At 59.8% G+C, this 19,709-nt stretch carries 34 protein-coding genes; all 34 read right to left on the bottom strand.

Translation table 11 applies throughout. From position 1 onward, the window contains the following. Nucleotides 1-118: 118 nt before the first annotated feature. The 34 genes from GOB85_RS12650 to GOB85_RS12490 all read right to left on the bottom strand — a co-directional run bounded on the left by GOB85_RS12650 (nucleotide 119) and on the right by GOB85_RS12490 (nucleotide 19,664). On the bottom strand, nucleotides 119-469 hold the full coding sequence (locus GOB85_RS12650) for a hypothetical protein (RefSeq protein ID WP_173577852.1): 351 nt from the start codon (nucleotides 467-469) through the stop codon (nucleotides 119-121). Next, complete coding sequence (locus GOB85_RS12645) at nucleotides 466-825, bottom strand: phage tail tube protein (protein WP_173577851.1); 360 nt, start codon at nucleotides 823-825, stop codon at nucleotides 466-468. Before GOB85_RS12645 ends, GOB85_RS12650 begins: the two co-directional genes overlap by 4 nt. 3 nt (nucleotides 826-828) lie before the next feature. Continuing rightward, nucleotides 829-2,412, bottom strand: a complete 1,584-nt coding sequence (locus GOB85_RS12640) for a phage tail sheath subtilisin-like domain-containing protein (protein WP_173577850.1) — start codon at nucleotides 2,410-2,412, stop codon at nucleotides 829-831. Beyond that, the gene (locus GOB85_RS12635; protein WP_173577849.1) at nucleotides 2,409-2,582 is read right to left on the bottom strand and encodes a hypothetical protein; all 174 of its coding nucleotides are present in this window, start codon (nucleotides 2,580-2,582) and stop codon (nucleotides 2,409-2,411) included. Before GOB85_RS12635 ends, GOB85_RS12640 begins: the two co-directional genes overlap by 4 nt. Then, nucleotides 2,579-3,184, bottom strand: a complete 606-nt coding sequence (locus tag GOB85_RS12630; RefSeq protein WP_173577848.1) for a hypothetical protein — start codon at nucleotides 3,182-3,184, stop codon at nucleotides 2,579-2,581. The genes GOB85_RS12635 and GOB85_RS12630 overlap by 4 nt, the downstream gene beginning before the upstream one ends. Then, nucleotides 3,184-3,606, bottom strand: coding sequence for a gp436 family protein (locus GOB85_RS12625; protein ID WP_173577847.1), 423 nt, complete (start codon nucleotides 3,604-3,606; stop codon nucleotides 3,184-3,186). The genes GOB85_RS12630 and GOB85_RS12625 overlap by 1 nt, the downstream gene beginning before the upstream one ends. Beyond that, nucleotides 3,606-3,857 (bottom strand): hypothetical protein, encoded by a 252-nt coding sequence (locus GOB85_RS12620; RefSeq protein WP_173577846.1) that lies wholly within the window; start codon nucleotides 3,855-3,857, stop codon nucleotides 3,606-3,608. The genes GOB85_RS12625 and GOB85_RS12620 overlap by 1 nt, the downstream gene beginning before the upstream one ends. Nucleotides 3,858-3,895: 38 nt before the next feature. Then, the gene (locus tag GOB85_RS12615) at nucleotides 3,896-4,840 is read right to left on the bottom strand and encodes a Mu-like prophage major head subunit gpT family protein (protein ID WP_173577845.1); all 945 of its coding nucleotides are present in this window, start codon (nucleotides 4,838-4,840) and stop codon (nucleotides 3,896-3,898) included. 12 nt (nucleotides 4,841-4,852) lie between these two features. Next, a complete protein-coding gene (locus GOB85_RS12610) occupies nucleotides 4,853-5,302 on the bottom strand; it encodes a hypothetical protein (RefSeq protein ID WP_173577844.1) in 450 nt (149 codons plus the stop codon). A 1-nt stretch (nucleotide 5,303) separates the two neighbouring features. Next, on the bottom strand, nucleotides 5,304-6,311 hold the full coding sequence (locus GOB85_RS12605; RefSeq protein ID WP_173577843.1) for a phage protease: 1,008 nt from the start codon (nucleotides 6,309-6,311) through the stop codon (nucleotides 5,304-5,306). A 156-nt stretch (nucleotides 6,312-6,467) separates the two neighbouring features. After that, entirely contained in the window at nucleotides 6,468-6,986 is a 519-nt protein-coding gene (locus GOB85_RS12600; protein ID WP_173577842.1) for a phage virion morphogenesis protein, read from the bottom strand. Between the two features lie 141 nt (nucleotides 6,987-7,127). Further along, nucleotides 7,128-8,342, bottom strand: coding sequence for a phage minor head protein (locus GOB85_RS12595; protein ID WP_173577841.1), 1,215 nt, complete (start codon nucleotides 8,340-8,342; stop codon nucleotides 7,128-7,130). Continuing rightward, nucleotides 8,335-10,062, bottom strand: coding sequence for a DUF935 domain-containing protein (locus GOB85_RS12590; RefSeq protein WP_173577840.1), 1,728 nt, complete (start codon nucleotides 10,060-10,062; stop codon nucleotides 8,335-8,337). Before GOB85_RS12590 ends, GOB85_RS12595 begins: the two co-directional genes overlap by 8 nt. Nucleotides 10,063-10,252: 190 nt before the next feature. Next, nucleotides 10,253-10,534, bottom strand: a complete 282-nt coding sequence (locus GOB85_RS12585) for a hypothetical protein (RefSeq protein WP_173577839.1) — start codon at nucleotides 10,532-10,534, stop codon at nucleotides 10,253-10,255. Then, entirely contained in the window at nucleotides 10,534-10,764 is a 231-nt protein-coding gene (locus GOB85_RS12580; RefSeq protein ID WP_173577838.1) for a hypothetical protein, read from the bottom strand. Before GOB85_RS12580 ends, GOB85_RS12585 begins: the two co-directional genes overlap by 1 nt. After that, nucleotides 10,761-12,335, bottom strand: coding sequence for a hypothetical protein (locus GOB85_RS12575; protein ID WP_242011488.1), 1,575 nt, complete (start codon nucleotides 12,333-12,335; stop codon nucleotides 10,761-10,763). Before GOB85_RS12575 ends, GOB85_RS12580 begins: the two co-directional genes overlap by 4 nt. Continuing rightward, nucleotides 12,332-12,886, bottom strand: a complete 555-nt coding sequence (locus tag GOB85_RS12570) for a DUF3486 family protein (protein ID WP_173577837.1) — start codon at nucleotides 12,884-12,886, stop codon at nucleotides 12,332-12,334. The genes GOB85_RS12575 and GOB85_RS12570 overlap by 4 nt, the downstream gene beginning before the upstream one ends. A gap of 3 nt (nucleotides 12,887-12,889) precedes the next feature. Beyond that, nucleotides 12,890-13,195, bottom strand: a complete 306-nt coding sequence (locus tag GOB85_RS12565; protein WP_173577836.1) for a hypothetical protein — start codon at nucleotides 13,193-13,195, stop codon at nucleotides 12,890-12,892. A 4-nt stretch (nucleotides 13,196-13,199) separates the two neighbouring features. Continuing rightward, entirely contained in the window at nucleotides 13,200-13,496 is a 297-nt protein-coding gene (locus GOB85_RS12560; protein WP_173578997.1) for a hypothetical protein, read from the bottom strand. Nucleotides 13,497-13,525: 29 nt separating this feature from the next. Next, nucleotides 13,526-13,906: a hypothetical protein gene (locus tag GOB85_RS12555; protein ID WP_173577834.1), complete on the bottom strand. Its 381-nt coding sequence runs from the start codon at nucleotides 13,904-13,906 to the stop codon at nucleotides 13,526-13,528. 72 nt (nucleotides 13,907-13,978) lie between these two features. Continuing rightward, a complete protein-coding gene (locus GOB85_RS12550) occupies nucleotides 13,979-14,713 on the bottom strand; it encodes a glycosyl hydrolase 108 family protein (RefSeq protein ID WP_173577833.1) in 735 nt (244 codons plus the stop codon). Nucleotides 14,714-14,756: 43 nt separating this feature from the next. Continuing rightward, nucleotides 14,757-15,128 carry a hypothetical protein gene (locus GOB85_RS12545; protein ID WP_173577832.1) on the bottom strand — a complete coding sequence of 124 codons (372 nt, stop codon included), beginning with the start codon at nucleotides 15,126-15,128 and terminating at the stop codon, nucleotides 14,757-14,759. Beyond that, nucleotides 15,128-15,520: a transposase gene (locus tag GOB85_RS12540; RefSeq protein ID WP_173577831.1), complete on the bottom strand. Its 393-nt coding sequence runs from the start codon at nucleotides 15,518-15,520 to the stop codon at nucleotides 15,128-15,130. The genes GOB85_RS12545 and GOB85_RS12540 overlap by 1 nt, the downstream gene beginning before the upstream one ends. After that, nucleotides 15,520-15,972: a phage protein GemA/Gp16 family protein gene (locus GOB85_RS12535; RefSeq protein WP_173577830.1), complete on the bottom strand. Its 453-nt coding sequence runs from the start codon at nucleotides 15,970-15,972 to the stop codon at nucleotides 15,520-15,522. The genes GOB85_RS12540 and GOB85_RS12535 overlap by 1 nt, the downstream gene beginning before the upstream one ends. 26 nt (nucleotides 15,973-15,998) lie before the next feature. Then, nucleotides 15,999-16,325 carry a DUF6874 family protein gene (locus GOB85_RS12530; protein WP_198912213.1) on the bottom strand — a complete coding sequence of 109 codons (327 nt, stop codon included), beginning with the start codon at nucleotides 16,323-16,325 and terminating at the stop codon, nucleotides 15,999-16,001. Beyond that, nucleotides 16,318-16,551 carry a hypothetical protein gene (locus GOB85_RS12525; RefSeq protein ID WP_206752438.1) on the bottom strand — a complete coding sequence of 78 codons (234 nt, stop codon included), beginning with the start codon at nucleotides 16,549-16,551 and terminating at the stop codon, nucleotides 16,318-16,320. The genes GOB85_RS12530 and GOB85_RS12525 overlap by 8 nt, the downstream gene beginning before the upstream one ends. Beyond that, nucleotides 16,551-16,679, bottom strand: coding sequence for a hypothetical protein (locus GOB85_RS19605; RefSeq protein ID WP_277875920.1), 129 nt, complete (start codon nucleotides 16,677-16,679; stop codon nucleotides 16,551-16,553). Before GOB85_RS19605 ends, GOB85_RS12525 begins: the two co-directional genes overlap by 1 nt. 5 nt (nucleotides 16,680-16,684) lie before the next feature. Continuing rightward, nucleotides 16,685-17,344 (bottom strand): DUF3164 family protein, encoded by a 660-nt coding sequence (locus tag GOB85_RS12520; protein WP_173577828.1) that lies wholly within the window; start codon nucleotides 17,342-17,344, stop codon nucleotides 16,685-16,687. Continuing rightward, nucleotides 17,320-17,646, bottom strand: coding sequence for a hypothetical protein (locus GOB85_RS12515; protein WP_173577827.1), 327 nt, complete (start codon nucleotides 17,644-17,646; stop codon nucleotides 17,320-17,322). The genes GOB85_RS12520 and GOB85_RS12515 overlap by 25 nt, the downstream gene beginning before the upstream one ends. Then, a complete protein-coding gene (locus tag GOB85_RS12510) occupies nucleotides 17,646-17,942 on the bottom strand; it encodes a hypothetical protein (protein WP_173577826.1) in 297 nt (98 codons plus the stop codon). Before GOB85_RS12510 ends, GOB85_RS12515 begins: the two co-directional genes overlap by 1 nt. After that, nucleotides 17,942-18,235 carry a hypothetical protein gene (locus GOB85_RS12505; protein ID WP_173577825.1) on the bottom strand — a complete coding sequence of 98 codons (294 nt, stop codon included), beginning with the start codon at nucleotides 18,233-18,235 and terminating at the stop codon, nucleotides 17,942-17,944. The genes GOB85_RS12510 and GOB85_RS12505 overlap by 1 nt, the downstream gene beginning before the upstream one ends. Next, nucleotides 18,235-18,507: a hypothetical protein gene (locus tag GOB85_RS12500; protein WP_173577824.1), complete on the bottom strand. Its 273-nt coding sequence runs from the start codon at nucleotides 18,505-18,507 to the stop codon at nucleotides 18,235-18,237. The genes GOB85_RS12505 and GOB85_RS12500 overlap by 1 nt, the downstream gene beginning before the upstream one ends. After that, a complete protein-coding gene (locus GOB85_RS12495; protein WP_173577823.1) occupies nucleotides 18,507-18,674 on the bottom strand; it encodes a hypothetical protein in 168 nt (55 codons plus the stop codon). Before GOB85_RS12495 ends, GOB85_RS12500 begins: the two co-directional genes overlap by 1 nt. 6 nt (nucleotides 18,675-18,680) lie before the next feature. Further along, nucleotides 18,681-19,664: an AAA family ATPase gene (locus tag GOB85_RS12490; protein WP_173577822.1), complete on the bottom strand. Its 984-nt coding sequence runs from the start codon at nucleotides 19,662-19,664 to the stop codon at nucleotides 18,681-18,683. Nucleotides 19,665-19,709: the final 45 nt, after the last annotated feature.

The following is a 19,709-nucleotide window of genomic DNA, read 5'->3' as shown; positions in this document are numbered from 1 at the left end:
CGGTTTCTCATGGCCTCCTCAATCGCATCCCGCCGCTGTTCGGCCAGCCCGGAGGCAGCCGCACACCAGAACGCGACGTCCTCGTAAGACATGGCGAGAATTTCAGTCCCCGAGAACCTCAGCTCGCGGGCAAGTCCTGCGAGGATGACGGGCCAGCCCTCCGGCCATTCTCCAAAAAACCGCCCGCGACCTCAGACAACGTGATGAAATCCTGTCCGTCGAGATCCGAGATGAACTTCGCGCCCTTTGGCCCGACAAAGCCGAGAGAGCCCAGCACCATGCGCTCCGCACGATCGCCGTCTCCTTTCGCGTTCATCACATCGACCATCGCGCGACCGTTCAGCCGCGCCATCACAACTGAATCGGGCGAACCCTGAACCGGAAAACCGAGCGGCACAGTCACGGTTCCGTCGTCGTTACGCACGCATCCTGCCGGCAACGTCCCGCCAGCGTTCAGATCATCGCTCATGATGTCGTCTCCGAATAAGTGCTCATTTCCCAGGTGATCGGCATCTTGCCGCCGTCATCGGTCAGTGTCGGTGCATCCGTGATATACGCATCAGGAAAAACCCAGCTCTGACCGGTGTCCGCCAGAACCTGCAGCTCGCCCTCATCCCCCGGATTGAATGTCTCCAGACTCTGCCCGACAAGGAGGAGTGGAGTCGCCTTCACCTGGCCCTGCTGAAACTCTCTCGACCGATGCGCGGTATAACCTGCCACCTGCGTCACGTTGCGCATCGCCGGCAGCCGGATCGAGCTGCCTTTCTGACAATCATACTGCGTTCCGAGCCACCAGATGCTGAGAACGCCAACTGATTCCGCCATGTCTTACTCCTGCAACTGAATCGAGCTGGCGACGACGATCAGCGCACCGATCACCTGAATCGGCAGATAGGAATCCAGCCTGTTCCTGTCAGTCGCGTGCCGCGTAAAGATCGCCTTTTTCGCCAGATCGGACGTGTTCTCAATCCAGCCCTGATTTTCATACAGACGGGACTGCCCGGCCCACGCGTTACGCACGACTGTCGGCGTTACGACCTGTGCGGATGTCACGTTCGCCAGCGGCGATCCGTCATCGGCCAGCTTCGCGCGCGGATACGTGGTCGAAATATACAGATTCCACTCATACCGGATCCGTGTGGCTGTTTTCGGAACCATGATGTCGCGCGCGTCCATCTCAGCCGCGTTCCCGTTGGAATCGGCCTGATATGTCGTCATCGCCCGCTCGATCGTCACGCTGCCGTCCTGCCCGACCAGAAACGTGCTCATGCCGTTCTGAAGCAGAATGTTGCGCATCGATTCATCAAAGCGATCCGCATCATCCGGGCCGAGCCCCGCCAGCGCGGTCAGCGCAAGTCCGCGCAGCTGTCGCGACGGATCCGTATTCAGCGCCGCCGACGCCACCGCCGCCAGAGAAGCAGCCGCGACCGCAGGATGCCACCGCGCGCCCCCGGCCGGCAGACACGTCATCTGCTGACAGTTCAGCGTCTCAGCCTGCGCCAGAGCCTGCCCGTACGTCGCTCGCGCTCCGAAATATCCATGCGCGTCCAGCTTCACCATCGCATTGAAACGACGCTTCAGTTCCGTCGCGAAAGTCACCAGATTGGCAGCGTCATACAGGCACGTGACGATATCAGTGTACCACGTGTGGCTGGTGACACTCAGGGCCGGTGTCATATCCGGCCAGCCTGTTCCGGCCGTGAGCGTCGAAATCGCAAATGAAACGCCAGGCACCGTGTCGATCGCCAGCGCCGACTGCCGCACGTCGATATCCGCTGTCCACCCACCAGCCTCAACAGCCGTCAGTGTCAGCACGCCAGAGGCATCGGCGACACAGGCCACCCCGGTCGTTAACTGAATGTCGGACGTCCACGCCGCCGCGACCGCAGCTCCGAGCTGAGCCGCCGTCATTCCGCCGCTCACCGCGACAGGCACGCGCACACCGTTCACCTGCAGTGCAGTCTGTCCGGACGCAGACGCTGCGGCAACCACGACCGGCGCGACGCCGGTGGCAGTCGTCGAGGTGCCGGACGCGGAAGCAGCCGTTGTTCCGGAGGAGGAAGACGAACCCGAGACCTGAGGTGTCACCGTCCACGCCTGTTTCGCCGCTCCGGGCTGCGGGCTGACCAGAACCATATCCAGAACCGTGTAAGGCGCATCCGTGACAAATGCCTTCACAGCCTGAGCCATCAATGAACCCGGGCCGGCCAGCGACTGCGCGGAGGATGCGGTCACGTTAGGATAAATCGTGCCGGCCTGACCTGTTCCGGAAGCGCTGAGAGCGCCGATCAGCAGCACACGCAGCGGCATCCCGGCCATCGTCGTGCCGGAATTGATCTGCGTAACTTCCGCGTAAGCACCGGGAACCTCCCACTGATCCGGGATTTCTCCGAACGTAATCGAGCCGCTCATGAATTCTTCCCTTTGCCGGGCTTTACAGGCACAGCGACCAGATCACCGCAACGGATCAGCGCGGCCCAGAAAAGACATTTTTCGTCCACCTCAACCGTCTGTCCTGACGGCACGACGCGCCCCGTCTGATCCAGAACACGCCGTCCGTCCGCCACTTTCACCGGTGTCATTCGCCCCTCACTTCCAGAACCGCGTCCGGATATGTCGTGTCGTTGACATCCCAGCTCTCGCCGAGACGCAGAAAATCATCCGCCTGCGCGTAAAGCGCAGCATCATCCAGTGAGACATTCTCGAAGACGGCCGTAACGCCCACGATCGCCTGGGCCTCGTCGATCCACTCAGCGGCGGGCGGAAGCTCCACATCACGCACGACGCACCTGCCGACATCCGTGACAGAGAAACCGTGCAGCATCGCTGTCAGCGTCGCGACCAGTCCGAATGTTCCGATTCCGCGCACCTGTTCCGACCCGAGATAGAGCTGCTCGACGTTTTTCATCCTCACCAGGCCGAACACCGGAAAAATCAGGTCACCCCGAAAGGTTTTCCCTGTGTCCGACGACGGCTTCCAGCCTGAGAAACCGACCGCGATCGACTGATCCGGAGACAGAATGCGGGTCCACGTCGCTTTACTTGCATGGGGCGGCACGACGAAATGTTTGAATTTTGTCTCGGGAAGTCCCTTTCGCAGCCGGGACCGAAGCCCGTTCCAGGCCGCCGTGACAACGTTCCCATCCTTCAGAAGCCCTGGATAGAGTTCGTCTTTTTCGGTCATCAGAAGCACCTGCTCGACGAAAGTCCGGGCCGACGCGCCTGAAACCGCGACCACTGATTACTCGTGTCGGACGTCACCGCTTTCTCAAGCGTCGCTTTTCCCGCGCCGATGTCGTTCAGCCAGCCCTGGGCATCCTTACGGTCCGCCCGCATCTGGTCCGTCGGCACAGTCGTTGAACTGACCGCCAGATCGTATCGCGCCAGCTTGCAGCAGGCATGGACGAGAGCCGGTGTCGGCGGAATGACGGGCACCACGTAACGACGGATCAGATAGCTGTCGATCAGGCTGGACGCCTCATCCAGAGCCCGCCCGACCCGTGCTTCGTTGACTTCGCCAATCAGCTCATCACGGGATGCGGTGAGCGTCTGCAGCTCATCCAGCCCGTAACGCTCAATCAGATCGGCAAGCGTGGCATAAGCCATCAGCGGACCCTGATGACTTCAAACTGCGGGTCCGCCGCGATCGCCGCGACCGTCTCTTCAGAGAGATCACCGTCGGCGTAAATCTCCAGCCCCTTGTGCTCGATGCCCGCGCGCCGGAACCCCGGACGCCGGCACACCACGATGACAGAACCACCCGGAACGGCGATCGTGCCGTCGCCGCGCGAGAGAATGTCAGCGCCGCCAGCAAAAGCCACAGCCGCATCGACAGCCTTCTTCGTCTCTTCACTCATGTCACCGCTCTGTTTTGTTTGTGGTGCCCGTCCCATCATCAGCCTCCGTTCGTCAGAGACAGGCGGGGCGCGATGAGCAGTTCAGCAGCACCTTTCCAGGGGTTGCTGACAGAAACCGCATTCGTTCCTCCCGTGGAGGGCACGAACTCCGCGTTCAGCAGCAGTCGCCCGGAACCTTCCAGATTTGTCGGCACCACCATCAGGTTCGGCCGGATGCCATACGGCGTCCCGTCCTTCCGACGCTGACTGGCCATCGCCGTCAGAGCATCCTGAAACGAGGCTCCGGAAATCGGGCGGGTCGAGCGATACGCCACCTGATACATGCCGACGCCTGCCGCACACCGGCCGTCGACGCCCCAGAGAAACCGGTTCTCGTTGAAGACATTCCCTTCACTCACCTGCGTTTTCGCTGTCACGGTGAAAGGCCGGCGCGGCTGAAAGATCATCGGTTTCAGAGGGCGCGTCGTATCGAAAAGATACCAGGCTGGCCCGGCAGTCTCACCGGACTGCGGCACTCCGACATTGGAATACGCAATGACCCTGCCGTTTTGATCGTAAGTCTGATGGTCCGGATCGAAGAAGTTCTGACCATCCATGCAGACGGTTGTTGTTCCGGCCATCAGAGCATCAAAAACCAGCTCGTCAGGCAGGACGGATGCGTTGTAACCGAGCTGCTCGATCGCAGGCGTCAGAACCCCGAACTGATCATCCTCCAGATCTTCGCGGCGAATACCGAGTGTCTGCTCGAATGTCCGGTTCGGAATCCGGAAAGAACCAACCCTGAGCTGCTCGATCTGCCTCTCACCAACCCACTCGCGCAGACCGCCGATTTCGGCGATGCGCGGATAGAAGTTCTCCCCTGACGACGAGGGCACGGTCATGGAGAACCGCTGGTAGAGCGATGGCGCGACGGTCAGATATTTATTGAATGCTGTGTTCACCTTCGTGGTGAGCGCATTCATGTTTCCTGCATTGATTTCCATCTTATCTCAGCCTCACGCGATCAGAACGAAGGCGTTTCCAGCCTCGTCGAAGCCGGCAATCGTGCCGACGGGAAGCCGGGCCGATCCGCCCGACGGTGTTTCAGTGAGTGAGACCTGAGCGTCATCGACCGCATAGGCCGGCTTCCCGTAATCCGCCCATGTCGGAGCTGTATCGAACGGGAGAGCCCAGCAGCCTTTCTTCGGCCAGAGTGGCGGCTCGCCTCCGACTGCCGGCGCAAGCCCCGCCGTGGCGGTCGCATCAAGCTGCCGGTCAGCAAGGCCGACAACAGCAACAACCGGAGAAGGTGGATTTTCCGTCTGCGGCAGAACAATCGTGCCGTCCTGGCAGACGAGGCAGATCGACCCGCGAAACGTTTTCACACCGGCCGCCACGACGTGCGGAAATTCAGGACCGTGCGGAACCCTCTTTTCCAGATATGAGGAATCAGATGTCAGCGGCATCTCACTTTTTCTCCGTCAGGCCGAGTGCGTCATCCATCGCCGATGACAGATCTGAAGCCACACCACCTGAACCGGCGGTCGGCTGAATCTTTGACGCGCCCCGGGAATGCATGGTGACGTTCTTCGGAACATCGACCAGACCATTGACGATCATCTCGGCAGTGTCCGGATTCTGCGAGTGCAGCGTCAGAAGCTCTTTTCCAAGATCTTCCGAAATCACCTTCCGCTTTCCTGCCGTCTCCAGCCATGCCTGCGACGCACGCTCGCGCACTTCGCCGAGCTGCTTTTTCAACCCGTCGATCTGCTGCTGCGCATGCGTACTGACCGTTTCCTGCTTCGCCCGCAGCCCGGTCACCAGCGCATCCGTCGACGTGGACGCAGGCAGGCCGGTCAGTTCAGTCACCTGGCTATGCAACGTCAGGGCTGAACCGGCGCGACCAAGCGCCGCGCGAATATCAGACTCTGTCGACCCCTGAGGAAGCCCCAGAAGCCGCGCGATATCATCAGGGTTCATCCCCGCGTTCTCCGATTGTGTGTGAAGATGTGTCAGCGTCAAATTCGGCAGATTCGTCAGGGATGCCCGCGCGATACGCGTGACCACGCCGTCTGTGTTTGTCGCGAACGCCGGAGACAGACCCCGGTATGATTTTTTTTCCCAGACGTCATCGCCAGCCTTCGTCCAGTCGGCGCGGCCCCAGATCCCGTCTGCGCGGGACTGAAGCTCGACGATCCACGCCATGGCCGGTGCTGAACCGCCGTGTTTCGCCGCATGGTCGGTGATGTGGTTTTCATCGAGAAGGATCTTGCCGTGCTCGATTTCCATCGAATGACGGATCAGCGCATCAGGGTTCTCCAGACGATAGGGACCACGGCCGTCGGCTCCGCGAAACACCCCGGCCGGAAGCAGATGAATCCACTCAGGCGGTGTTTCGCTGTCCGGCAGCATCGTGTGAAAGTGAAGCAGAGCGTTCATTGCATCGTGATGCCAGACGGGCAGGCATCCAGCCATGATCCAGCGTTTTATCGCGTGGTAACCCGATCGCGCGCGCAGAGCGCCGCAGAGCCGTGATGCAGGCTCCGGACAGGCAATCACCCAAAGCCACGCTAAAAAGCCGCCTGACCCCCGCTTAGCGCCGCTTAAAGACCACCTGAGCGTGAAAGGCGATCATGACTTCATCGCCCGCTCCAGAAATTCTTCCAGTTCGGTCATCATCATTGCACGGTCATCCGCCGTAAAGCCGAGATAAGGCCGCTCAGGGATGAAAACCGATTTTACGCTGAAAGGAATCCCGCCCATCTCAAAGCTCAGATAGGGTTTGTTTTTCGGAAATATCCAGCCACCCATCTGATGGATGCGCGCATAGACCTTGCCGGAACCCCATTCGAGCACGTTTCCACGCACCCGAGCCGTCAGGCTCGCATACAGGCCGGACGACGAAAAATCCTTTCCACGAAGGATTCCCGGCCCCTCCTTGCCGGACGCGTAGAGTGGATTGAGCGGCGCATAAGAGTCCCACTTCACACCACGCGGATCGACGCCGTCCTTCATTCTGCTTCGCGTGTTTCTGACGACACCTCTTCCCAGCGCCAGCAGCACCCGTGACGGATCACGGCCGATCGACGCGATGCGCCCCAGCGCGTCCTGAACTGGCTGTGTCGATCCTGTTATCGAGATCCCGGCCATTCCTGTCGCCTCACATTCTCAATGGTGCTACTGTGATGTCGTGGCGCATGGCGACACGGTGATGAATCTGCTTGCCGTAGCACGCTGTCTGCAGCGGAGCGCTTTATGGGGTTGGCCAGCAGGCCCCATCCGTGCGCCACATCACTCGTCGTCAGCGTTGCTCTCCAGTTCATCCGGCACAGAGCCCCACAACATCGTCCTGTTGCGAGCCAGCCGCTGCGCGTCACTGACTGACAACCCGTTAAACGACGCCAGAAAAAGCTCGTGACCGTCCTGCGTGCGTTTAATTGCAATGCGGTAAAGCCGCTTTTCCCGGCGCGAGATCATCACGACCGATGTCGGCTTTCTGTCCGCCACAATTGCTTCCGGATGCGCGATCATCTTCGGCAGAGCCCCGTATTCTTCATCCGTAATCTCGCGGTGATGCACGCGGTTTTTCTGCAGAGTATCATCAGAAAGCTTTACACTGTCTGTCTTCACCTTCAGAGCTTCAGTCACCGGCTCTGGTGCCGTTCCGGCCTCCACAGTGCCGGCCGGCATGTCCATCGTCACCAGCCGGCCGATCTGCTCCTGCTGGACTTCCTGCCGTCGTTCCGGCGTCACGCGGGATGGCAGCTTCCCATCGATATTCTGCACCGGCTTCAGCGCTGTCTCCGCCCGCGTTTTTTCCGCCTCAAGCCACAGCTTCCCCGGATTAGTCTGGAAGCCGGGATCAATGCCTTTCGGAATCATTTCGGTCTTCCCGCTCACAGGATTTTTCCACGACCGCAGATCAAGCGGCGGAGCCTCGCCAACTTCCCACCTGTTCCGGCGCAGATCCGCGCGCGACACAGGTTCGACCGTGCAGTGACACCTCCAGCCATTCGGCGGCCAGTGCGTATTCCACCACGGATCATCCGCGCGCAGGATCATCCCTCCCCACGCCTCATGATCATGTCGCGGATGCTGGCAGACGTGGTGCTGATATTGCCAGTAAGGGAAAATATCGAGTGCTTCGGGTGTGGTAAGCTGTCGGTAATTCCCGGCGGAATAGGCATTCGACAGGTTCTGCGAGTAGATCAGATCCGCCCGCCATCCCGCCGTCCCGGTGAATTCCCAGCCACGCCGCGTCACGATGCTGTCGAAATCCGTCCGGAACTCCGCCAGCGTCGTGCCATCCGTCAACGCCTTGCCAACGGCCTTGCGGAAATCATCCAGCAAAGCCTGAGAGGTCGCGCCGGCAACAGCAAATCCCGTCGCATGCGCGTGCGCCTCGATCTCGCCCCAGCGCTCCGTCGGGACATTCACCTTGTCGCGAAAGAATTTTATCGCGTCTGACGGCGGCAGCGTCGCGCCATAAGCAACATCGTCAGCCACGCTTCATGGCATCCAGAGCGGATGCCTCACCCGCCAGTTCCGCCACGAGAACACCGGCCTGCATCGCCACGCCGAAAGCATCGTCATCAAGATTCAGCCGCTCCAGACGGTCGCGCAGATCCTCCATGCTGGTCGCCAGCGTCAGCTGCTCACGCACAGCGCCTGTCATCCCGTTCACGGCTGATGCCGCCGTCCGGGCCAGTCGTTGCGTCATCAGGTCGATGACGTGCGGCCCTTCAGCCTGAACGTGCTTTTCAAGCAACTGCCCGATCTGTGCATGCAGTGCCAGCTTTCCGCCGGATTTCTGCTCCCGCAATTCCTGCCCCTGCGCCGGCTCGCTCTGCACTGTCGGCGCAGATGCCCGCGCGGGCAGGGACTGCGGCGTCCGCTGTTCGCCAGGCAGATCGTGCGACGGCTGCACGGGCTGCGGCTGCGCGGCAATCCCGATCGTCTCGTCCCCGTCCTCCGGTGGCGACAGCGACATGCGGTCGAGAACCTCCTGCGCCTTCACTTTCAGGCCCTGCGGTCCAAGCCACTGAACCGCCTGCACAAGTTCGGAGAGCGGGATCTCATCCGGCCGGCCGATCATCACCAGCGGATAATCGCCATCGGCACCACCGAAAGTCATGTCGATCATCGGCCGCACGATCTGCTCGTTGACTGTCCAGCTCAGCAGCAGGCCGTCCGCGCGCTCGATGTCCTCCTGCACCTGCCGATGGATCGCACCGGATGCGTGCGTGCCGCTCCGCGCATCCGTCGTTCCGGTCTGTCCCAGAACAGCCTTGCTGATCTGCTCGTCCAGCCACTTTGCCCGTCGCTCATGAATGTCGTTTGAGCCGGCGCCGTGTTTCGGCTCGACAAGCTCAAAATCCATGTCCTTCGGCATGATCGCGCCGAACATGCCACCATAATCCGTGACTGCCCGCCACAGAACCTCGCGGTCCTCTTCGGACGCTCCCGGGCCATACCGCCCGATCCGGCCCGGCAGTCCAAAGTTCTGAACGAAAATACCCCAGTCCCGCACGGTGAAAAACTTGAACATGCTTGCCCAGGCAATGGCGCGCGTCAGGCCGGACTGAAGCGTCAGTCCCGACCAGCTCGGATGGCGGTGAACGACATACTGGCGCGGATCAACCCCTGCGAAGCCGCTTTCCGGCAAAGCCCCGATCATGTCCGGCGTAAAGGTTACGGATGCATCGTCGCGGATCTTGAGACTTTCGCCATCCTGATACGAGATATCGAACCAGCGCTGCGGTCTGAACAGCAGCTTGTCCGGCACGTAGCCGCCCGTCTTCAGACCCCACTCGATCGCATGAACTGACCAGCCCTTCGCGATCGCGTCCAGCATATCGAAAATCGCGTGCCGCAGCACGCCGCGTTCGACCCAGTCACGGACAAACTGCGCCTGCTTCTTCTGCTTCCGCGACGGACCGGCATCGGTCACGGTGATCGGAACCTGCGCTACAGTGCGCTTCCGCGTCGACAGCACGGACAGATAATGCAGATCCCGGCTCTCGATTTCTTCACAGAACGTCTGCCATGACAGAGAATTTCCCTGAGCGGCATCGGTGAGGAGAGACCCCAGCATCCGGGGATCAATGTTACCGATCGGCGTCGTGTGAATCGCCGGCCGTGACCCGACCAGCGTTGGGCCGCCGGCTACCCGGCGCAGCATTGCGGGAGGAAAAGGTCTGTTCGTCACAGGATCAATCAGAGCCATCAGTAACGCCCCTGCTGCTGTTGCCGCATCAGACGGGCAGCCGTCTCGCAGCCGACTGGCTTCTCCACGGGAATCAGCCGGCAACGGCAGTTACACACATCAAAAGGTCTGCCTGAGAGGGATGACAGACGTTCGCAGGCCTCCATCTCGACGAGTTTTTTCAATTCAGGATCAGAGTCCGGATTCATGTTCACTGCGCCGCCTGACAGGCCCGCACCTGGTCGCGCAGTCCGCCATAATCACGCACGAACCGATGCGTTTCAGGCAGCGCGGCACTCGCGAGTTCCTGCCTCAGCGTGCTCTCATCACTCGCTGAATACGTCATGAGAGACGGACAGATCAGCTTCACCGGCCGCGTGCATCCACACATCAGGGACACAAGCGCGATCGCGACGATCAGAGCACCTGCGCGCAATGATCCACGTCCGATTTTTCGCAGCCTGGCGATATCGGTATCGGTTTCACTCCACATCAGAACGTTCCTGCTTTCAGGCGCGTGTCCAGCGTCGTGTCATCCGGCGCCGCGTTTGTCTGCGCCGCCGTCATCTTTGCCGAAACCGTGGCCACGTCATCTGCTTCCGTTGCAGCGCGCTGCGCCTCGGATGACTGCTCGGATCGCCCGGACAACACGATCAGGCACACGCCGAACAGGCCTATGATTCCAATAACCACCGCAAGACAGATCCATCCGATATCAGTCACAGCCGCACACTCCCCCGTAATCCGTAAAAATCGCGCCGCCCTGAACGCTCTCTTGCGATTTCATCCTCGACAGCCCACTCGTGCCTGCCACCCGATCCGCTGTTCATCCCATAAGGATTCGGCGCGGCCTGGTAGCCATATTCCTCGGGATCAGCCCGTGAGGCCGCCCACGCCATGGCAACCGCGATCGCCGCGTCCCCATGCCGCGTCCCGGTCTGATCGGCGGAGCGGCTGTCCGGAACCCTCGCGATACCGCGCACGATTTTCAAAGAGCGGATATCGTCGTGAATGTCCCGATCGGCGGGGATCGTGATCGTCCCGTCCTCCATCGCAGCTTTGAATGGAGGCATGTTGTCGCGATACCAGCCCTCACTCAGCATCACTGCCTCGATGCGCTCGCCGTAGCGCTGCACGGCAACTTCGGCCAGATACTGACCGTTACCGCGAGAATCCATCTTGCCCGCCCGGAAGCGCGGCAGCCGGTCGACAATCCAGAACAGTATCTGTTTTTGCTGCTCAAAAGGAACGTTGCGCAGTTCGAGAACGAAAGGCGTGTGCCGCAACAGGCTCCGCTCAATAGCGAGGAACCACAGCACGGTCAGATCGCCGGTCCGGCCGAAATCCTCGCCGAAACAGTGTGGCGTTTTCTGATCAAGCTGCTCAACGACAGGCAGAAGCTGCTCTTCACAGAAGCGCCGCGCCTCGGCCTCGCGGATCTTCTCCGGCAACAGCGTAAAGGCCGGATCGCAGGACCACCGGATCACATGTGCGGAAGGCACTGAACGCGCCTCGATTACGGCGAGCGGGATGTACGCCCCGGTCGAAGGCTGCGGAATGCAGAACAGCTCCTGCTCCGCTCCGTCACCGTACATCCGGATGATCTTGTCGCGCCACCCGGCCTCTCCCTCCGCCGACCAGTCCTGTCCCTGGCGCAGACAGATCGTTCGGTAGAGGCCCTGGGCAAGCGCATCGTCAAACGTAATGCGCATCAGCGCATAATCAGGATGACGGCCCGCTCTGATGTCGTTCACGAGTGTATTAAACGGGCTCTGATCGCCATTATGCGATGAGATGATAACAATCCGTCCGCCCCAGATCAGCAGCGCGAAGGCCGCGTCCAGAACCGCCTGCAGATCGTCAATGAAGGCGGCCTCGTCAATGATGACCAGCCCCTGCTTCGACCGGAAGGCGCGCGCGACGGACGGCAGGCCGAGCACCTCGTAGCCCGATCCGAAATCAAGCCGGAAAATCTTCAGATCCCTGTCCGGATTTTCCGGATCGATGAAAAGGCTCTCGCCGACTTCAGATGCAGGGATCTCAAGTAGCTTCGCATGATCCGCAGCATCGGACACGAACTGGCGCGTCATGTCCTTTTCAAATCCCATATAAAACACGTCCATCCCGCCGGCTTCCCGGCTCGATGACGCGACGAGAGCGGCGAGCCAGCTGACCCCCCATGACAAACCGACCCGCCGTGATTTCTCGATCACTGTCACTTCATGAGACAGGATCAGGTCATTCGCCTTTCGCTGATAGGGAAGCAGCGGCCATTCCTGCGGACTGTTCGTCATTTGAGCCCGAGGACCTTTTTGCGGATCTTCTCGGCCGTATCCGGACTGAGCCCGCGTTCCTTCATCGCCTCGTTCAGACGCTCGTCAGTTTCCTTCTTGATCCGCTTCTCGATCCGATCTTCCGTCTGTTTCTGATTCTCGATGTCCGCCCGGGATGATTTCGTCAGATGATCAATCGTCCGCGCCAGTTTAACGACCGTGTCAGCAGTTATTCCTTCCCCTTCTGACGCGGATCCGGTTGCATCAAACAGCAGATTCAGCACGGCAGTATTCAGCAGCTCGATATTCAGCTGCGCGGTGCGCGACGCTGGCGCATCACCGAACTGACGCGTCACCGCCTCGGTGATGTTCTGCGCGTGACGCAATGTCTGCCCGACCTGTTCCATGGATTTCACATGCCGGCCCAGCGCTGACCGGCTGATCTCGGTCACGTCCAGTTCGCGGAGCGCAGCAAGGATCTCGTCGAGCGTATGCCCGTTGCCGCGCAGTCTCCCGATCTCCTCGCGGATCTCGGGCTCCAGCCGATCGATGGATGACGGGCGGTTCGCCATGACTCAGGACGTCAGCCGCCGGCCGACACCCGAAATCGTCTGCTCGCCCTGAACCGCGCGCTGCCCGGTCGGTGTCAGAACAACCTTCCAGAGCTGGCCATCCGCACAGGGAAGCTTTTCAACGCGCACACAGCTGCGCTTTTCCAGAAACGTCAGATCGTCGCGCATCAGGTCATGGTCTGTATCCCGACCCGTCGCAATCACGGCCCGCAGCAACACATCCTCATTGAGCATGTGATTGCTCATCTCTGCGATGCAACCCAGAATCCGTAGCCGCCTGTCCTCAATGATCGACTCAAGCACACCCACTGTCTCAACCTTTCGCTATGTGACCACGGACGATCGTGTGAACCATCTCGCGCGTATCGTTCCCGGATTTCTCTATCCCGCTGAGCATGATCTGCACTTCACGCATCACACCCTGCGTCTCGCTGATCGTTGCCTGCATGCTGTGAATGCCGTCGTCGACCGACATCTCGATCCGGTCGACGCGCTCACGCAACTCCGCGTGCTTCTGGCTGATTTCGAGATGCCGAAGCTTCTCGATCACGGCCAGAATCACCACCAGCACCACAACCAGCCCAAGGCCCAGGCCAAACACCAATTCCATTGAGCCAGTCGTCATTGTCCTGGTTCAGATCAGGACGCGGTCGTGGCAGTCGTGGCAGTCGCCGTGGCGCTCGTCGCATCCGACACAGGCACAAGGATGCCGGCCAGATCCGCGACAGCCGCCTTCAGATGAGTGATCACCGCGTCCTCAGTCGGAAGCGCAACCCCAAGAGATTTTGCCAGAGTGACAAACTCGGAGACCGACATCTGCACCAGCGGGTTCGATGTCTCAAACTTGTCGTAGGCAGCCTGAAGATTGCTGATGCCGCCGTCGATCGTCGTCACGGCCGATTTGATTGCGGTCTGCGCGATCGTTGAATAAGTCGACAGTTTTCCGCCCGCAACACCAGGAATAATCGCATTCAGCACCGGGAAAATCGACGACAGAATACCCGAAACACTTACAGTCATGTTCAACTCGCTTTCCTGCGCCGCGTCCGCGCCGTTCCTTTATGTCGCCGTCCCCCGCCGGAAACGGAGAATTCATGCGGCGGCGCTGGCAGCATCCCGACCGGACCACTGAAACGCGAGATCGACCCGGTCGCTGAGACGCGCCAGCCAGCCATCGCCGCTTCCCGTAAATCCGCGATCACGACGATAAGCCGCCTCCTGTGCCGTCGCGAGGGCCGCGATCAGCAACAGGTCACGGCCGCCCGATCTGCCCACGGCCTCCAAAGTCACGGGGCCGATACGGCCATCCACGTTGACCCGGACATGCTCCTGAAGATCTTCAGCCCATCGGCGCGAAATATGAAAAATCAGCATCCGGTTCGTCGCGACAGTGAGCCGGCGCAGCAGATCCTCGCTCATGATGTCCGTTCTGTCGTGCGCGCCGAACAGCCCAGAAAGTTCAGTCAGCGCACCATGAACGCCGGCGTTAAAGCCGAAATCGAACATCATCAGATCGACACCCGAAGGTAGTCGGTCACACCACAGAGTGTTCCAGAATTTTGCTCGCGCGATCACACGAAACTCAGCGGCCGTAACCGCCTTCATGCGCGCGGCATCAACCAGCGCAGCATCACCCAGCCACTCCGCCAGCAGCGGCGCCGAAATGCCGCGCATGGAGCCTGCGAAGGTGCCGTGCCCCATACGTCCGCCAGTCCAGTTTCCACCGTCATCGCGACGGCCACTGTAGCGGCCTTCATGTTTTTCAGTGAAATCGAAGCTGAGATCGGCGTTCTGTTTCATGCGCGAAGAATTACGCGCGCGCGCCATGGTCCGAAACGATCAAGCGCTTTATCAGGTCGGTCGCCAGCTATCAGAACAGCGAGGTCTGCCGCTCATCTTTCGGCCGGATCCGCTCCGGGCGTCCGTCTCCGGACGCGAGCTTCTGATGGACTGCGACGAATGAAATACCAGCTCGCGCAGCCATCTCATTTACGGTCAGTCCCATGCGCGCATAAAGTTTTATACGCCACGTCTTGCACATCGGGACGATATAAAAATCTCCGCCATACCGGTCACAGATCACCGATGCGACGTCGTCGCCATAAACCTCGGCAAGTCTTGATCCGGCTGCCTTACGAGGAATTGTCAGCCGCTGCCCGGCGGCGCTCTCGATAAACCGGAGAGCAGAATCTTCGCCGACAGCATCGACCATCCACGCAATATGTGCCGGCGGCTTAATCATCAGGCCAGGCTCATCACGCCCGGGAAAAATCCACGGTCTGCCCAGAGTTCACCACTGCGATGCCGCAGCAGATCGTCCGCACTGACAACCAGACGGACTTCATCCTGAGCAGGCTCTGTCAGCGCGCACAGCGTCGCGTCCATCACGCCATCCTGAGACCAGCGGACAAAACGGTTATAAACCGTTTTCCATTTTATCCTGTAGTCAGCAGGCACGTCGCGCCACAGAACTCCGCTGCGGAGAACCTGGACAATCGCACTCAGCACCGCGCGATCATCGATGCGAGAAACACCGTGCGACTTTGGAAACATCACACTGACAGCATCCATCTGTTCGTCGGTTGCCCACCACAAATATTCGTTCGTCGCGACCGTTTCATACCGGCAGCACATCACACACTCTCCGTGTTAATTTTCCGCCGCGCAGATGAGACCCCGGCCGCAAGCCGCACCCGCCACGCTTTCAGTGCCTCAATCACTTTCTGCGCTCCCTCATCATCAAGAAACTCCGGCGCATCCACTCCCGCAGTCCGTTTCACAAAGGCCCTCAGAGCCGCCTCAGAGCCTTCTGAGCGAAGCGCTGGCGCCATCTCTCGCCAGATCGCCCAGACCTTCCTCACGGCGGCGCTCGTCTCGACGCGGCGCCGCCCTGCCTTCACGCGAAAACCGAGACGCTTCATTTCCTTCAGCACATCCTCAAGCTGCCCGATCGAACAGGCCGCGCACGATGTATGGCCCGTCACACGCCCCAGGATATCCCGATACGTTTCAACCTCCAGCGCCAGATCCTTTCTGGCAACATGGATTTTCGTGATCAGAGACTGCCGCCCAGCGTTTTTCTTCACACCGGGCTGCATGTGAGGATGTTCGGTCACGACCGCCACGACGGGCGCTGAGAAAATCTGGGAAGAAAATGGTCCGTCAATTTTCCAGTCGAGCGGTCAAGGTGCCGACGAATGCCGATCACATCATGCAAAAGATTAAAATCGTCCGCTTCATATAGCCTCTCCAGGTCCAGCGGACACCCATTTGAATGCGTGGCGATAAGATCCATCTCGATTTCAAGGTCAATGTCGTCCACGTCTTGCGACAGCAAGCATGCAGGCTTGAGATCGATTATCCGTTCGGCAATCTTCCTGGCTAATTCTCGCTCTTCGGGACAACAACTGAAGCGAACACGCATCGGAACATCAATCATCACACGCCCCTGTCTCATATCGCGAACCACAAAACGGACAGAACGTCGGTATGGCGTAGCAAGCGCGACCACGCCGTTTTTCGGGGATCAGCTTGTCTTTCCGGATGATGTTCATGACGGGGAATTCAGCCAGTGCGCCGTTTACCACACGCATCGCTGTCGCAATGCGTCCACCCTGTCTTTCTTCAATTTTAGTATTCATGTCTTCCAGACAGTCGCAGGCCATCACACAGCCCTCCTGACCGCATCCCGCTGCCAAACGAGCAGCACCAGGCCACACCACCCGAAGATGGCTCCGGCGCCCACAGCCATCGCAATGGCCAGCACCCACATCGCATGAAAAACAATGTTCATCACCGTCATACCTTCGAGAAGTCAGGAACGATCTGTTCCCATGGAGCAGTGCTCTCAGGTCGAACATGCACACGGATACCCGTTTTCGAACCTCCGACCGTCACTGCGTCGGAAATCGCTGCCCGCGCATCCTCCCAGCGCGGGTGCTGAAGATTCAGCTGCCGCAGGCCGATCAGACGCTGCACATTCACCCGACCGGTCCGTTCATCCCGCTCAAACGCTGCCGTTACCAGCGTGCGCAGATCCGCACTGACGCCGCCTTCACTGATCAGATCATCCAGGATCTCGTTCACCAGAGCCTGAGCCGCCGGAAGAGCCTCGGTCGTTCTCATATAATCAGACGTCGCGACGGTGACTTTGGTGCAGCCATCAAAACTCTCGAACGAGAATCCACCACGCCTGCCACCGATGCGCGCGTTATACTGGTCAAATATCAGCTGCTCGAAAGCGGCGATGTCGCTGAAAATCTCCTGTTTGACCCGCGCATTATATTCGGCGAGCGCCGCCAGCTTACGCCTGATCACCAGCGCAGTCTGATGCGTCAGAACAACCTGCGGACGAATGCGGCTCACAGTCTGCGGTCGCCCGAACCGGTTGCGGACCATCTCCACGCCGTCGATCATCTCGAAGCCCCATTCATTCACGCTGCTTTCTCCGCCCGACATCCGACATCCCTCCGGTTCATTCCCGAAAAATAAGAAATAATTCCGTCATTGATTCCGACCATGCTGACCCGAAGCTTCTCAACCGCTTCAAATGCCACCTGATCTGAAACGTCTGCGGAGACACCGGGAACCGCATACGCAGATCCGGTCCATGCACGCGCTTTGAGCGCGGTCTTGATCACATCCCGATCACCACAGCACAGCGGCAGCTTTCCATCCGGAAAACCGACACCGGCCTGAAAATCGATCCGTCCATCGCGGCTGACCCACGCGGTCGAAAGATCACTCCTGACGCGGGCCATCAGAAATCAGCTCCCGCACTCAATATCCGCTTCACTTCCATATTCAGAAGGAGCGCCATGACGGCCAGATCCGCTGAACTGCCCGACAGAGCATGCAGATTCCTGTGTCGCCCCTCATTGAGGCGAACGCATTCCGACTGCACCGCAACAATGCGCGCGCTATCCGCAACCGCGTAAGAAAGCCGTTTCAAACCCGGAATTTCGCCGGCAGCCCGGTCATGCAGCCGGCGAAAGGCCGCAGCAGCCGAAACAGAAAGCACGTTCTGAAACTCGCTGAATTCGATCTGTCCCGACATCAGTGAATCCTCCCTCCGACATCACGAGCCTGCATCGTCTGTGCCGATCTGAGCAGCAGGCAGAGACAGACGGCCTCCAGGACCATCATTCCCGAAGCCCGCATCTCCTCATCTGAAATCGCAAGATGCGCGATGCGTCGTTTACCGATAAATCCCAGTCGCTCAGCCAGATTGGAAAGCGTTTCATTCATCGAAAACGGCTCAGATGCCGTCTCCTCAAACCGCAGATAATCCTCGCACAGCGCATCGAAAAACACGCGCAGATCATCTTTCTGTTTCTGATTCCTCTGCATCACAATCCCTCCCGAATGATTGGCACAATCTGTGCCGTGCCGTCGCGAGCAGGCAGCGCCTGCTCCTCCAGCAATTCCTCCGTCAGCGCCCGCACGGTCGCCTGGCTGGCCCGAAGCTGCCTGCCGGCGTCCGTCAGCGTTTCTCCCAGCGACCGCAGTTCGTCTGCCTTCAGGACACGATCCTCACTGGCCTGCTTCAGGAGCATGCCCACTGCAAAAAGCTGCTCTGCCATCGGCGCTTCCGTGCCGTTCAGTCGTCCGATCATACTCATCACCACTTCGCTTCCAGCGCGGAAATCACCTCACGGACTGTCTTTGACTCTGGCAAAGCCTGCAGGAATTCCCTGATTCCTGATCTCACGGCTGACGAAACATCGGCATCCACCGTTCTGCCATCCGTGCTCTCATAAAATGCTTCGAGAATGTCATCGTCTTTCATGTGCCATCACTCTCCCGCCGAAACCGGCAACTCGCCATTCGTCAGTTCCCGCCACGCGGCCTTTACGTCGCTGACAGACATCTCCGCCCGTCCCGCAGAGGTCGCGAGCATCCGTGCGTAGCTGATCGTCTTGTTCATCTGCCGCAGCCCACCGGGCTGCATCGCAATGAAGCGGCAGAGATCCCGGATCGTCTTTTCAGAAATCCCCCAGGCATCGAGCAGCATCGCAACGTCCTTGACCTGCGGGCGATCACGCTTCTTCCGCATGCCGATCCGGGAAAAGATCATAGCGTGGGAGGCTTCACGGCCCATGCCCTCAATGCGCTTGCGCAGCGGCTCATTGCCCATGAACACGACGCCAATCCGCGCGCGGTCGTGAACCGATCGCAGCTGATCGATCGCATCCGTTTTCAGGTGCTGCGCCTCATCGATCACGACCAACCCCTGAGTGTCCGTCACACGGCGGATGATCGACGACATCATGCGGCGGGAATTGACGTTTTCCACACCAATCACGTCGCACAGTTCGCGGAGAACCGCGTTTGGGGTTTTCATGTCCGGGTCAGCGGTCAGGATCCACACATTCGGATTGCGCCGCTGATGTTCAAGCGCCGCCTCCGTTTTTCCCACACCCGCGCCGCCGGTGATCAACCCCATGTCAGGCGTGAACTGGGCATACTCCAGGACACTCAGCAGCGTTCCCGCGGTAGGGATATCCAGAAAGCCGGGTGTTTTTGCGGACGAGGTTCGCACCTTGTCCCGTGATCGCTGCGCGTTGAGCCACGCCTCGACCTTCACATTGATTGAATCAACCCGCCCTGCGTAAGCATCCTTCATCCATGCATTGAGGGTCGAATATCCAACCGCCGCCTGCTCCGCGACCGTCCGGACCGAAAGGCCGTCCCGATCAATCGCTGCCTGCAGGTCAACCCGCAGGACACGGGCGCGCGTTTCCTCATCTGATGCTTGCGCATCAGGCACCAAATCCATTACTTCACTCATTACTTGATGTCTTTCAGTATTGCCTTGAACCGG

The sequence above is a fragment of the Acetobacter fallax genome (assembly GCF_011516735.1).
GTDB lineage: Bacteria > Pseudomonadota > Alphaproteobacteria > Acetobacterales > Acetobacteraceae > Acetobacter > Acetobacter fallax.
Note: the sequence above shows the minus strand (reverse complement) of the source record. Positions and strands in the feature narration are given on the sequence as shown.